This is a genomic window from Agrococcus sp. Marseille-Q4369 (genome assembly GCF_018308945.1).
Classification (GTDB): Bacteria; Actinomycetota; Actinomycetes; order Actinomycetales; family Microbacteriaceae; genus Agrococcus.
In genome coordinates this window covers 1914145-1926749 of sequence record NZ_CP070501.1, presented here as the reverse complement: position 1 = coordinate 1926749, position 12605 = coordinate 1914145, and the positions used below count along the sequence as shown (strand labels likewise).

Annotated in this window: 14 protein-coding genes and 1 pseudogene; 7 read left to right on the top strand and 8 right to left on the bottom strand. The window is 72.4% G+C overall.

What is annotated here, in order from left to right; all coding sequences use genetic code 11:
* Window positions 1-26: 26 nt before the first annotated feature.
* Window positions 27-1262 carry a hypothetical protein gene (locus JSQ78_RS09680; protein ID WP_211447249.1) on the bottom strand — a complete coding sequence of 412 codons (1236 nt, stop codon included), beginning with the start codon at window positions 1260-1262 and terminating at the stop codon, window positions 27-29.
* 66 nt (window positions 1263-1328) lie between these two features.
* Window positions 1329-2228, bottom strand: a complete 900-nt coding sequence (locus JSQ78_RS09675) for a beta/alpha barrel domain-containing protein (protein WP_211447248.1) — start codon at window positions 2226-2228, stop codon at window positions 1329-1331.
* Window positions 2229-2304: 76 nt separating this feature from the next.
* On the opposite strand from JSQ78_RS09675, the gene JSQ78_RS09670 reads away from it, so the two are divergent.
* The gene (locus JSQ78_RS09670) at window positions 2305-3234 is read left to right on the top strand and encodes a Gfo/Idh/MocA family protein (protein ID WP_211447247.1); all 930 of its coding nucleotides are present in this window, start codon (window positions 2305-2307) and stop codon (window positions 3232-3234) included.
* On the opposite strand, the gene JSQ78_RS09665 is transcribed toward JSQ78_RS09670, so the two are convergent.
* Window positions 3231-4076, bottom strand: a complete 846-nt coding sequence (locus tag JSQ78_RS09665) for an NAD-dependent epimerase/dehydratase family protein (RefSeq protein ID WP_211447246.1) — start codon at window positions 4074-4076, stop codon at window positions 3231-3233. The two genes, JSQ78_RS09670 and JSQ78_RS09665, sit on opposite strands and share 4 nt — an antisense overlap.
* A 113-nt stretch (window positions 4077-4189) precedes the next feature.
* Between JSQ78_RS09665 and JSQ78_RS09660 the strand changes: the two genes are divergently transcribed.
* The 3 genes from JSQ78_RS09660 to JSQ78_RS09650 are packed head-to-tail and all read left to right on the top strand — an operon-like array spanning window position 4190 to window position 6460.
* The gene (locus tag JSQ78_RS09660) at window positions 4190-5233 is read left to right on the top strand and encodes an NAD-dependent epimerase/dehydratase family protein (RefSeq protein WP_211447245.1); all 1044 of its coding nucleotides are present in this window, start codon (window positions 4190-4192) and stop codon (window positions 5231-5233) included.
* On the top strand, window positions 5230-6291 hold the full coding sequence (locus JSQ78_RS09655) for a dihydrodipicolinate synthase family protein (protein ID WP_249295611.1): 1062 nt from the start codon (window positions 5230-5232) through the stop codon (window positions 6289-6291). The genes JSQ78_RS09660 and JSQ78_RS09655 overlap by 4 nt, the downstream gene beginning before the upstream one ends.
* Before the next feature lie 19 nt (window positions 6292-6310).
* The gene (locus tag JSQ78_RS09650) at window positions 6311-6460 is read left to right on the top strand and encodes a hypothetical protein (protein ID WP_211447244.1); all 150 of its coding nucleotides are present in this window, start codon (window positions 6311-6313) and stop codon (window positions 6458-6460) included.
* A gap of 98 nt (window positions 6461-6558) precedes the next feature.
* On the opposite strand, the pseudogene JSQ78_RS09645 reads toward JSQ78_RS09650, so the two are convergent.
* Window positions 6559-7257 (bottom strand): annotated as a pseudogene (locus JSQ78_RS09645) (helix-turn-helix domain-containing protein); the annotation flags it as partial.
* Between the two features lie 101 nt (window positions 7258-7358).
* Window positions 7359-8522: an N-acetylglucosamine-6-phosphate deacetylase gene (locus tag JSQ78_RS09640; RefSeq protein WP_211447241.1), complete on the bottom strand. Its 1164-nt coding sequence runs from the start codon at window positions 8520-8522 to the stop codon at window positions 7359-7361.
* Between the two features lie 139 nt (window positions 8523-8661).
* Here JSQ78_RS09640 and nagB point away from each other — a divergent pair, with 139 nt between their 5' ends.
* The 3 genes from nagB to JSQ78_RS09625 all read left to right on the top strand — a co-directional run bounded on the left by nagB (window position 8662) and on the right by JSQ78_RS09625 (window position 10224).
* Window positions 8662-9438: a glucosamine-6-phosphate deaminase gene (nagB, locus tag JSQ78_RS09635; RefSeq protein WP_211447239.1), complete on the top strand. Its 777-nt coding sequence runs from the start codon at window positions 8662-8664 to the stop codon at window positions 9436-9438.
* A gap of 66 nt (window positions 9439-9504) precedes the next feature.
* Window positions 9505-9897 (top strand): putative quinol monooxygenase, encoded by a 393-nt coding sequence (locus tag JSQ78_RS14080; protein ID WP_211447238.1) that lies wholly within the window; start codon window positions 9505-9507, stop codon window positions 9895-9897.
* A 33-nt stretch (window positions 9898-9930) separates the two neighbouring features.
* Window positions 9931-10224 carry a hypothetical protein gene (locus tag JSQ78_RS09625; RefSeq protein WP_211447237.1) on the top strand — a complete coding sequence of 98 codons (294 nt, stop codon included), beginning with the start codon at window positions 9931-9933 and terminating at the stop codon, window positions 10222-10224.
* 58 nt (window positions 10225-10282) lie between these two features.
* On the opposite strand, the gene JSQ78_RS09620 is transcribed toward JSQ78_RS09625, so the two are convergent.
* The 3 genes from JSQ78_RS09620 to JSQ78_RS09610 all read right to left on the bottom strand — a co-directional run bounded on the left by JSQ78_RS09620 (window position 10283) and on the right by JSQ78_RS09610 (window position 12517).
* Window positions 10283-10492, bottom strand: a complete 210-nt coding sequence (locus tag JSQ78_RS09620; RefSeq protein ID WP_211447236.1) for a PIN domain-containing protein — start codon at window positions 10490-10492, stop codon at window positions 10283-10285.
* 126 nt (window positions 10493-10618) lie between these two features.
* On the bottom strand, window positions 10619-11065 hold the full coding sequence (locus JSQ78_RS09615; protein ID WP_211447235.1) for an iron chaperone: 447 nt from the start codon (window positions 11063-11065) through the stop codon (window positions 10619-10621).
* A 93-nt stretch (window positions 11066-11158) separates the two neighbouring features.
* A complete protein-coding gene (locus JSQ78_RS09610) occupies window positions 11159-12517 on the bottom strand; it encodes a dicarboxylate/amino acid:cation symporter (RefSeq protein WP_502756147.1) in 1359 nt (452 codons plus the stop codon).
* Window positions 12518-12605: the final 88 nt, after the last annotated feature.

The following is a 12605-nucleotide window of genomic DNA, read 5'->3' as shown; positions in this document are numbered from 1 at the left end:
GCCGAGCGGCCAAGACCCAGCAGCGCTCAGAGGTGCAGTCGGTAGAGCGTGAGCGGCCTGCCGGAGCCCGTCGGCTGGCGGCTCCCGTCGCGTTGCGCGACGCCCGCGAGCTCGAGCCGCTGCGCGATGCGGCGTGCCGTGCGCTGCTGGATGCCCAGGCGATCAGCGATGTCGCGTGTCGTCACGGGCTCGCCACCCGCCAGGATCGAGAGCTCGTGCAGCCGCTCGAGGGTCGGCACCGAGAGGCCGACGCGCGCCGCCACGACACCGATGCTCGCCTGATCGAGCGCGTCGACGTGCGCACCGGCGCTCTCGGCATCGAGCAGGATGTCGATGTCACCGCGGAAGGACGCGACGGCGGCGATGCGGCCGTGGCTGCGCGCGCGGCTCAGCGCGCGCCGCGCAAGCGTCTCCGCCTCCGCCGCGCTGCGCCCGACACCGAACCCGACGCGCACCGAGCCGAGGCTCACGCCGAGCCGGCGCAGGAACGGCGCCGACGAGAGGCCGCCCGTCACCTCCGACAGGCGACCGTAGGTCGACACGAGCAGCAGGCTCCCGTCGCCCGCGTCGGCGATCGTGCCCGCGAACGCCATCGCGGCGGTCCTGCCCTCCTTCGTGAGCTCGTCGAAGGGCGCATCCGACTCGAGCAGGCCGAGCGCGACCTGTGACTCCTCGTTGATCTGGTTGGTCGTCACCAGCAGCAGCTGGTGCAGCGCTGTGAGGATCGCGTCGCGCGAGGGGACGAGCCGCAGCACCGCAATGCCGTCCGCCTGCAGACGCTGGTGCACGGACGAGACGCACGTGATCGCGACGGTGCCCTCACCCGCGTGGCGCTGGTGGAAGCCGACCGCCGCGTCGGAGTGCTCGCCCGCGCGGAACGGCAGCGTGTGCACGCCCTCGGTGGGTACGTCGCTCTCCTCGAGCACCGAGCGCACCTGCGTCGCGTCGAGCGTGTCGATGCTCAGTCGCGTGACCTCGTGGCCGTCGCGCAGCAGGCGCACGAGCGCCTGCAGCAGCGTCGCCCCCGTGTAGTCGACGTAGCCGGCCGGCCGGGTGAGCCCGGGAGTCGCGAGCGCGTACGGGATGACGCCGGTGAAGAGCCAGGCATCCACCCCGCCGGCTCTCTCCTGCACGATCCCCGGCGCTTCCGACTCGTGGGCGTAGGTGAAGCGCTCGATGCGCGCGCCCGGCTGCGAGCCGCAGACCGCGGCGACGTGGTCGACCAGATCGCGCGGTCCGACGACGCCGACGACCGTGTCCATCGCGATCCCCCTTGGTCTTCACGCCGATGGGTTCAGCATAGGGTTCCCGAGCGATTCGGCCCCGACCTATATATCCACCCGCCCGCGCAGCGCGCGCGCCACGGCGAGCACGTGGTCGCGCTCGCCGTCGCGCAGGCCGCTCGGCCGTGCCGGGTCGATCGCGTACGCCCAGGGGATGCGCCCCTCGTCGGCCGCGACCCAGGCCATCCGCTGCACGTATCCGTCGAAGGGCGGCCGGAAGGTGACGCGCGCGAGTGCGTCGAGGGCACGGCTCGCTGCCGCCACGTCGTCGGCGCCAGCGCTCACCGCCGCGAGCGCACGCGCCGTGACGGGAGTTGCGGCCGCCGCGATGCCCACGAGCGCGCCGGTCGCGCCCCACAGGAGGGAAGGCACGAACATGCGATCCTCGCCCGTCAGCACGATCACGGCCGCCGCGACGGCGTCGTCGATGCCCTCCTGGCAGGCGATCGCGTCGTGCAGCAGGGCGGGCTTGTATGCGTGCACTCCCGCGTGGGCGAGCACCGCCTGCCGCACATGGCGGCCGTATGGCCGCGCGTACAGGTCGAACGCGATGAGCGGCAAGCCGCTCGCAGCGCTCGCGACATCGAGGCGCTCGACTTCCCGGGCGGCGTCGTGCGGATGCGCGGCCTCCATGAGCAGCGCGGTCGCCCCGGCGGCAGCAGCGGCACCCGCAGCGCGCTCGACGTCGTCGCCCGCCCAGATGCCGGTGACCACGATGGGCGACAGCGTTGCTGCCCGTCGGATGAGCCCAGCGCGCGCATCCATCGGCATGCCCGCGCCGCGCCCGGTGTGCACCGCGACCGCGAGTCCGCGGGCACCGTCGGCGAGCAAGCTCTCGAGGTAACCGGCCGTCACCCGCTCGTCGCGATCGCCGCTCGTCGTGATGGGTGTGAGCGCGGCGGCCACGAGGGCATCCGCCGGCATGGCGAGCGGGGTCGACGGCATGGAATCATCCTCCCACCGGGGGTGCGCGAAGCGCGCGGACCAACCCCGGCATGACGCCTGTGCTTGACTCGTGCGCATGGTCGACACGTCGAGCGCGAGCCCCACGATCGCCTTCGTCGGCCTCGCTACGAGCCACCCGCTCTCGGACGCGACGACGATCGCACGTCTCCGACCCCAGGCATCCCTCCGCGCTTGGGACGACGACGAGCACCGCCGGACGGCGTTCGCCGAGGCGGTGCCGGACGTGCCGCTGTGCGACAGCCTCGCTGCCGCGGTCGCCGATGCCGAGGGAGTCGTGCTGAGCGCGCGCTCCGACCGGATCGCCGGGCTGCTCGCCGAGGTCGCGGAGCTCGGCGTGCCGGTGTTCGTCAACAAGCCGGCCGCAGCGACGCGCGAGCAGCTCGCGGCGCTCGAGGCGATCTGGTCACGCGCGCCCGAGCGGCTCATGACGACCTCGGTGCTGCGCTTCGCGGAGCCGGTGCGGCGGCTGCGCGAGACGATCGATCCCGCCGACGTGCTGGCGGCGCACGTGCTCGTGCGCCACGACGTCGGGCGGTGGGAGCACGGCTCGACACCGTGGCAGGACGACCCCGCCGTCGGCGGCGGCCTCGTCGTGACGATGGGCATCCACGGCGTCGAGCTGCTCGTGAGCGTGCTCGGGCCCGATGTCGCGCTCGGCTCGTGCATCGTCTCCCGCCGGCGCTACCGAGGACTCCGCAGCGGCGACCTCGCGAGCATCGCGCTGCGCTGGTCGAACGGCACGCTCGGCACGGTGGATGTGCTGGGCGTCGCAGCCGAGGAGGGCTACGCACTGCGCTTGCACACCGAGCACGGCACCCACGAGGTGCGGCTCGACACCGCGGGCGACGATCCGCTCGGCTACCGCCGTACCGTCGAGCGGTTCCTCGCGATGGTCGAGGACGGCGCGCCGTCACCCGTGCCGTGGGCCGAGACGCGTGCGATCCTCGCCGCGCTCATCGGGGCCTCCCAGGCGGCTCAGCACTAAGCGCCGCTCTCCCGCCGGCGCGGCGCCACGGCTCGCTCACCTCCCGGGAGCCACGGCTCGCGACGCTCTGGCCGCCACCTCAGCAGGCGCTCGGCGAGGTCGTCATCGATGCTCACGCCGCGGGTGTCGCCGGTGACCGCCAATGCTGCGAACGGCGGCCCGGGGCGCTCGAGCGCAGCGTCGAGCGCCCGTACCAGGTCGTCGGGATGCAGCGCGCCGAACCTTGTGCCGTCCGCCAGCTCGGGCACGCGTGCCGGGGTCGACGCATCCGCCCCCGGTGATCGCCACGCGGGCCACAGCTCCGCCGTCGTCGGGAAGGCGAGCCGCAACGACGTCACGCGCAGATCCTCCCCCGCGAGCGCACGGCACGCCGTCTCGGCGAGCCGCTTGCCGAGCCCGTAGGGAGCGTCGGCGTCGGGTTCGGCGCCCCGAGCGATCGGCAGACGCCCGAAGTCGCGGAACACCGAGAGCGAGCTGATGTGCACGAATCGCCCGACACCCGCCTCTCGCGCCGAGCGCAGCGCGTGCACGACGCTCACGACGTTGACGCGAAGGCTCGCGTCGATCACGCGCGGGTCCTGGCCCGCCTCACCGGCCGCGCCGCTCGCGTCTCGCGGGACGACCGCTGCCAGGTGCACCACCGCATCCATCCCCTCGACTGCGTGGCGCACCTGCTCCGGATCCGTGACGTCGATCGGCCGACGCTCGAGGCCGGCGTCGCTGCGCGACCACCGCTCGAGCGCCTTCGGCAGGTCGGCCACGGCGACCTCGTGCCGGTGCCGCCAGGCGTCGGCGAGCATCGAGCCGACGACGCCGGCACCGCCGAGCAGCAGGGCTCGCATGTCGACCTCCGTCGTCGGTTGGGGCGCGATGCGCTTCGGCCTTGACAATATCGGCCAGGGCCGTAACCATCGAAGCATCCACCGCGATCGGCGTGGCGGCGAACTGGAGTGCCATGAGCATCGTCACGACCCCAGACCTCGGCGACGAGAACGACCTCGAGACCCGACTCTCCGCGCCGAGCGACGCGCTCGTGGCCGACCTCTCGTCGATGGAGGGCGATCTCGTCATCCTCGGTGCGGGCGGCAAGATGGGACCGACGCTCTCGCGCATGGCGCGCCGAGCGCTCGATGCCGCTGGTCGCGACGACGTCGCGGTGCAGGCGGTCTCGCGCTGGAGCGACGCCGACGTGCGGCGGAAGCTCGACGACGCGGGCGTCGCCACGGTGGTCGCCGACCTCTCGGACACGGATGCGCTGGCCGCCCTGCCTGACGCGGGCAGCGTCGTGTTCATGGTCGGCGCGAAGTTCGGCGTGACGGGGCAGGAGCACCGGGCGTGGACGACGAACGCGGCCATGCCCCAGGCCGTCGGGATGCGCTACCGCGGCGCCCGGATCGCCGCGCTCTCGACGGGCAACGTGTACCCGCTCACCGACCAGCGCACTCCCCCGCCGACCGAGCGCTCGCCGCTCGCCCCCGTCGGCGAGTACGCGATGAGCTGCCTGGGCCGCGAGCGCGTGTTCGAGGGCATCGCCGCTGCGCACGGCACGGCCGTCGCGCTCGTGCGCCTCAACTACGCGATCGAGCCGCGCTACGGCGTGCTCGCCGACATCGGCAGGCTGATCGCGGCCGGCGAGCCGGTCGATCTCACGACCGGCTTCGTCAATGTCGTCTGGCAGCGGTACGCCAACGAGGTGGTGCTGCGATCGCTCTCGCTCGCCGCCGCCGAGCCGTTCGCGCTCAACCTCACCGGCCCGGAGACCCTCTCGGTGCGCACGACCGCGCTCGAGCTCGCCGAGCTGCTCGGCGTGGAGGCCCGGTTCGTGGGCGAGGAGGCCGATTCGGCACTGCTGTCGGATGCGCGCCTGTGCCACGAGCTGTTCGGCTATCCCGATGCCACGGTGGGCGAGCTCGTGCGCTGGCAGGCCGAGTGGATCTCGGCCGGCGGCGCGCTGTGGGACAAGCCCACGAAGTTCCAGCGAAGGGACGGACGGTTTTGACGATCCAGGCGCAGGAGCCGCGCACGGCGGAAGCGCTCCACGAGATCCTGCGGCACGGCCTCGTCGTGCCTGCGATGCCGCTCGCGCTGCGCGATGACCGCAGCTACGACGAGCGCTACCAGGCGGCGCTCGCGCGCTACTACGCCGACGCCGGCGCCGGCGGCATCGCCGTGGCGGTGCACGCGACGCAGTTCGAGATTCGTGATCGACAGACGCGCCTGCTCGAGCCGGTGCTCGAGACCGTCGCAGGCGCTATGCGCGACGACGATCGTGATCTGCTGAGGATCGCGGGCATCGCCGGGCCGACGGCCCAAGCCGTCGCCGAAGCCGAGACGGCGCGCGGATTCGGCTATGAGCTGGCGCTGCTGTCGCCGCCGATGGGCTGGGCCGCGACCGAGGAGGAGATGCTCGAGCGCGCCCGCGCCGTGGCCGAGGTGCTGCCGGTCATCGGCTTCTACCTGCAGGAGGCCGTGGGCGGCCAGCGCCTGTCAGCCGGTTTCTGGCGGCGGTTCGCCGAGATCGAGGGCGTCGTCGCGGTCAAGATCGCGCCGTTCGACCGCTATCGCACGCTCGACGTCGTGACGGCGGTGCTCGAGTCACCGAGGGCGGATCGCATCTCCCTCTACACCGGCAACGACGACAGCATCGTGAACGACCTGCTGACGCCGTTCGCCTCCGAGGGCGGCACGCGCTGGATCGACGGCGGCCTGCTCGGGCAGTGGGCGGTCGGCACGCGCCGGGCGGTCGAGTCGATGGCGCTCGTGCGCGCGGCCCGCGAGGGCGACGACGAGGCGCTGCGCGCGGCGCTGGCGCTCGGTCCGCAGCTGACCGAGCTCAACCAGGCCGTCTTCGACGCCGACAACGCGTTCCGCGGCTGCATCTCGGGCGTCGGGTACGTGCTCTGGCGACAGGGCCTGCTGCCGAGCATCCGTTGCCTGAGCGACCGGGAGGTGCTCTCGCCCGGGCAGGCGAAGCGCATCGACGCCGTGCACGAGCGCTACCGGTGGCTCTCCGACGACGAGTTCGTCGAGGAGCACCGCGATCGCTGGTTCCGCTGAGCGCACGAGCATCGAGACGGTGGTGGACGGGCTCGCGATCGACGGCGGCACCCCGGTGCGGCGGCGGCCGCTGCCATCGGCCCTCGAGCCCGCCGGCCGACGCATCGGTGCCGAGGAGGAAGAGGCGGCCCTGCGGGTGCTGCGCTCCGGGAGGCTGTCGAGCGTCTAGGGCAACGAGGCTCGAGCGCTCGAGGTGGAGTTCGCGCAGCGCATCGGTGCTGAGCACGGTGCTCGGCTCGCGATCACGTGCTCGAGCGGCACCGCCGCCGTCATGATCGTCTCGACCCTGTCGATGCCGATCGTGGCGAAGAACGCGGCGGCGCGGCGCAGGAACCCGGCGCAGGTGGCTCCCTTCTCATCCGGCGGCACCTCGGAGTACGCGGCCCGGGAGTGGTCGTCGACGAGCGAGTGGACGTAGTCGTAGCCGATCCTGGTGCGCTGGTCGGGCCGCCCGAGGTGGTTCACTCTCGTGCCGCCGTCGCCGCGCCAGCCGCCGCCCTTCGGGATGCGGCCGAGCTTCTTGACGTCCATGTGGACCAACTCGCCAGGCCTGGCCCGCTCGTAGCGGACCGCGGTCTGCTTCGAGGAACGGATCACCTCTCCCGTGATCGGGTCGAGCTGCGATAGGGCCGGCGCCCCGCGCCGGGCGAGCACCCGCGAGACCGTCCGCGGCGACACCGCGACGCGTTCCGCGATGCGGTCCCGTCCTAAGCGCTCCTCGACCCGCAACCGGACGATCTCGAGCTCCGTCTCCTCCGGCGTGCGCGACGGCGACGAGCGCGGCCGGGAGGACCGATCCTGCAGCCCCGCAAGACCCTCCTGGTGGAACACGTCGATCCAGTGCGCGACGCACTTGCGGGAGCAGCCCATCGCCTTCGCGATGTGCGCCTTGGGCCAGCCGGCCAGGAAGCGATCGACGACGAGCTCTCTCGCTCTGGGCGTGAGCGCGGCGTTAGCGTGAGACACGAGGACCTCCGTTGGTCGGTGAAGCGTCAACAACTCCACTCAACCCGCGGGGGTCCTCCTCACGCCACCGTCCCTGCCACCAAGGTCATGGCCGGGTACACCTAGGGTCGCTCGAGGCGGCGCCCGTCCTGCCACACCGCCCGCACATCGAGCGAGGCGTCCCACAGCACGAGGTCGCCGAGAGCGCCGGGCTCGAGCGTTCCCATGCGCTCCCGGCCGAGCGCGCGGGCCGGGGTGGCGCTCGCCGCCACGACGGCGTCGTGGAATGGGATGCCGGCGGCGACGGCACGCCGGATCCCCTCCGACAGGGTGATGGACGAACCGGCGATCGTGCCGTTGGCGAGCGTCGCGACCCCGTCGCGCACGTCGACCGGTAGCCCGCCGAGCGACGTCGGCCCGTCGCCGACGCCCGCGGCGGCGGTCGCGTCGGTGACGAGCGCGACGCGGCCGGGCGCCGCGCGGAACAGCAGCGACAGCACTGTCGGATGCAGGTGCACGCGATCGGGGATCGCCTCGAGCGTCACGCGCGGGTCGTCGAGGGCTGCGCCGAGCAGCCCGGGCTGGCGGTGGTGGAGCGGCGGCATGGCGTTGAAGGCGTGCGTGACGAGCGTCGCGCCGGCGTCGAACGCCGCGCGCGCCGTGTCGAAATCGGCGTCGCTGTGGCCAACCGCCGCGACGGCGCCTAGGGCGACGATCTGCGAAATTGCCTCGAGGCCGCCGGGCAGCTCGGGCGCGAGGGTCACCTGCACGACCCCGCCGGGCTTCAAGAGCCGCTCGACGGCGGCGCCGGTAGGTCGCTGCAGCGAGGAGCGGTCGTGCGCCCCGCCACGCGTGGGCGCCAGGAAGGGGCCCTCGAGGTGCGCGCCAAGGAGTCCTGGCACGAACCGCTGCGCCGCGCGGATCTCGTCGAGCTGCAGCGCGAGCCGGTCGAGGTCGGCGCTCACGAGGGATGCGACGATCCGCGTCGTCCCGGCGGCGGCGTGGAACGCCGCGATGTCGGCGCTCGCGGCGGCGCCGTCTGCGTGCAAGCGCCCCGCAGCGCCGTGGTCGTGGATATCGACGAGCCCGGGCGTGAGAAGCGGATCGGGGCCGGCCAGATCGCGCGCGTCGACGGCCTCGGTCTCCGGTGCTGCGAACTCGCGCCAGCCGGAGCCCGTCCCGGCTGCCGCGATCGCGCCGTCGCGCACGAGCACCCATCCGACCTCGCCCGAGGCGACTGGAGCGCCCGCCCCGCGCAGTCGTGCGGAGTGGATGATCGTCTGCATGCGCCGCCTCCGTCGGTCCGCGCCGCCGCTGCCGGAGCGTGGGTGACGCTCCGACAGCATTGCACGGCCCACGACATGGCGCTCCCGAAGGGGACCCGGCATGCTGTAGGCCTCAGAGTCCGACGTCCCGAGGAGACCGATGGAGATCGTGATCGCTGAAGCCGGAGCGGTGGGCGCGCTCGTCGCCGACGAGGTGCACGCGCTCCTCGCACGGCAGCCGGAGGCGGTGCTGGGCCTCGCGACGGGGTCGAGCCCGCTGAGCGTCTACGACGAGCTCGTGCGGCGGGTCGAGGCGGGCGAGCTGTCGTTCGCGCGAGCTCGCGGCTTCATGCTCGACGAGTACGTCGGGTTGCCTGCCGACGATCCTCGGTCGTACCGGGCCGTCATCGACGCAGAGCTCGTCTCGCGCGCCGATTTCGCGCCGGATGCCGTGCAAGGGCCGGACGGGACCGCGGTCGACCTGGCCGCGGCGTGCCTCGCGTACGAGCAAACGATCGCCGAGGCGGGCGGCGTCGACCTGCAGATCCTCGGGGTCGGCACCGCCGGCCACATCGCGTTCAACGAACCGTCGTCGTCGCTCGCATCGCGCACACGGGTCAAGACGCTGACGATGCAGACGCGGCGGGACAACGCGTGCTTCTTCGACGGCGACGTTGAGGCCGTGCCCCGGCACTGCATCACGCAAGGCCTCGGCACGATCCTCGAGTCACGCCACGCGATCGTCATCGCGACCGGCGAGAAGAAGGCGATCGCGGTGCGGGAACTGGTCGAGGGCGCCATCTCGGCGCGCTGGCCGTGCACCGCGCTGCAACTGCACCCGCGGGTGACGGTCGTCGTCGATGCGGCGGCCGCATCGCGGCTCGAGCTGGCCGACTACTACCGAGAGGTGCAAGAGCACCGCGACGCGGTCGAGTGACGCTCGGCCGGGATCAGGCCGCGGCGGGCTCCGTCGGCGCCGGACTTCACCTGCAGCGGGAACACCATGGCTGACATCACCGGCAAGAAGGTCGCGTTCGTCCTTTCCCCTGAGGTGGCCCGTGCTTCGGCGCGAGGGCCTACTCCGCTGACTGCCTTCGCGACGAGCTCGGCGATCTGCTTGACCTTTTCGAGCCTGCGGGCGCATCGCACGCTCGGGGCTCTCCTGACTCGGCGGAGCGACGAGATGGCCGCGATCGGCTGCTTGCAATACTGCGTGGGCGTCTCGGATGACGCGCCCGACACGGTGTTCGTGATCGAGCGATGGACCTCGGCCGAACCCCATCGTGCGTCGTTGGAGCTGCCGTCGGTGCGTGATGCGATCGCGGAAGCCTTGCCGCTGCTCTCTGGCGAGATGGGCGGATCGCAGTTCGAGATCGTCGGCTCGCCGCTGAGCTAGATACCCTCCATCGAGTCGCCGCCCGCTCGGCGCTTGCGCGCCAATCCTGCCGCGTCGTCCCCACTGCTCGCCCAGGCGCTGCTGTCGCTCGGCCTCGTCGCCATCGCGAGCCCCGCGGTGGTGCTGGTCGCCATGCCGAGGCATCTTGCTTTCGTCGTCGTCGTCGTGGCGCTGCCGGGCCCGGCGGGCACGGAGCTGTACATCCTGGCCAAGCTGGTGCTGATCATCGCGATCCCGTCCGTCGGGCACCGCAGTCCTGGCGACCGGCTGATGCGCGCATCCATGGTCGCGAGTGGGCAGTCGAGAGACTCGGCCAACGCGACGTAGCCGGCGTCGTACGCAGACAGATTGTCGCGCAGCTTCCAGATGCGCGGCAGGAGCCCGGTCACCGCGTACCGCGTGATGCCGATGCGGCGCCAGGCGTCGATCGCCGCCCATCCGTCGTCGGCAGCGATGCGACGGTGCGCCGCAGCACGCTCGCCACCTCGAGGTCGATCAGATGAGGGGCGTGCGATGCCTCCGTGCCGAGCAGCGACCTCGCGGCTCCGTCGTCCAGTGGCGCCGAGACCGCGGCCGAGGCATCCAGGACGGTCATCGAGCCTCTCGCTCTTCCTCGATGGCCGCGACCACCGACGTCGGTCCTACGCCGAGGTCGGGCAGCGCGCCGAGGAGCGCTGCGTCGTCAGCGCGGCGCGATGCCTCGGCCGGCACGTTGCTGCGGTCAGCTCACCGCCTTCGCGACGAGCTCGGCGATCTGCTGCCGCACCGCGGGGGTGTCGGCGACCACGGCGTAGGACGTCGCCCACATGTCGCCGTCGTCGAGGTTCGCGATGGTCTGGAAGCCGAGCGTCGAGTAGCGCTCGGCGAACTTCGACGCCTGCTGGAAGAACACGAGCACCTTCCCGTCGCGCGCGTAGGAGGGGAAGCCGTACCAGGTCTTCGGGTCGAGGTCGGGGGCCGTCTCGGAGACGACCTCGTGCACCATCTGCGCGAGCGACTTGTCGGGCTCGGGGAGCCCCTCGATCGCGTCGAGCACGTCCTGCCGGTCGCGCTCCTTCTTGTTGCCGCCCTTCGACTGGCGGCGCAGCTCCGCGGTGCGCGCCTTGAGCGCGTCGCGCTCCTCCTTCGAGAGGGTGCCGTCGTCGGCCTTCGCCTCGGTCTTGGCCATGGGGATCCTCCGATCGTCGTCGATCGCGCGAGCCGCGATGCGCACCATCATGCCCGCGCGCACCGCGGCTCGCTTCTCGGATCCTGCGCGGGCTCAGCGCGCCGGCACGGGCTCCCGACGCTCGTCGGGCTCCGCGCCCGCGCTCGTCGACGCATCCGACGCATCCGACGCGTCCGCCTCGTCCGAGTCGTCGACGAACGGGCCGTCGCCGCGGGGACCGTCGTAGATGGCCCGGTCGAGGATGCCCTCGCGCTTGGCGACGATCGTCGGCACGAGCGCCTGACCGGCGACGTTGACCGCGGTGCGGCCCATGTCGACGATCGGGTCGACCGCGAGCAGCAGGCCGACGCCCTCGAGCGGGAGGCCGAGCGTCGAGAGGGTGAGCGTCAGCATGACGGTCGCCCCGGTCGTGCCGGCGGTCGCGGCGGAGCCGACGATCGAGACGACCGCGATGAGCACGTACTGGATGAGCGAGAGCTCGATGCCGAAGAACTGGGCGACGAAGATCGCGGCGATCGCGGGGTAGATCGCGGCGCAGCCGTCCATCTTCGTCGTCGAGCCGAACGGCACGGCGAACGACGCGTACTCGCGCGGCACGCCGAGGTTGCGCTCGGTGACGCGCTGCGTGAGCGGCAGCGTGCCCATCGACGAGCGGCTCACGAACCCGAGCTGCACCGCGGGCCACACGCCCGAGAAGTACTGGCGGATCGACAGTCCGTGCGCCTTGATCAGCACCGGGTAGACGACGAACAGCACGAGCGCGAGGCCGAGGTAGATGGCACCGACGAACCACGCGAGCGTGCCGAGCTTCTCCCAGCCGTACTGCACGACGGCGTTGCCGAGCAGGCCGACCGTGCCGATCGGGGCGATGCGGATGATCCACCACAGTGCCTTCTGGATCACCTTCAGCGTCGACTCGGTGAAGTCGAGGAACGGCTGCGCCTTCTTGCCGAGCTTGAGCGCGGCGATGCCGACGACCGTCGCCACGACGATGACCTGCAGCACGTTGAAGCCGACCGTCGAGCTGATGACGCCCTCGGCCGACTCGCGCGTCGAGACCGTGAGGCCGAGGAAGTTCTGCGGCACGAGGCCCGTGAGGAAGTCCCACCAGCCGCCGACGCGGCTCGGCTCGCCCGCCTCGAGGCCCGAGCCGTCGACGCGGGCGCCGGGCTGCAGGGTCACGCCGAGGGCGATGCCGATCGTGACGGCGATCGCGGCGGTGATCGCGAACCACACGAGCGTCTGACCCGCGAGGCGCGCCGCGTTCTGCACGCGGCCGAGGCGAGCGATCGAGGCGATGATCGCGGTGAGGATGAGCGGGACGACGGCGGTCTTCAGCAGCGCGACGTAGCTCGAGCCGATCGTCCCGAGCGTCTCGGCGAGCGGGTTGTCGGCGCCGTCGACGCCGGGGCCGAGCTGCAGCGCGACGAGGCCGAGCACGACGCCGAGCACGAGCGCGGCGGAGATCTGGAAGCCGAAGGATCCGAGGATCCGGCGAGCGCGTGAGGGCGCAGTCGCGGCAGTGGTGGGCACGGTGCTC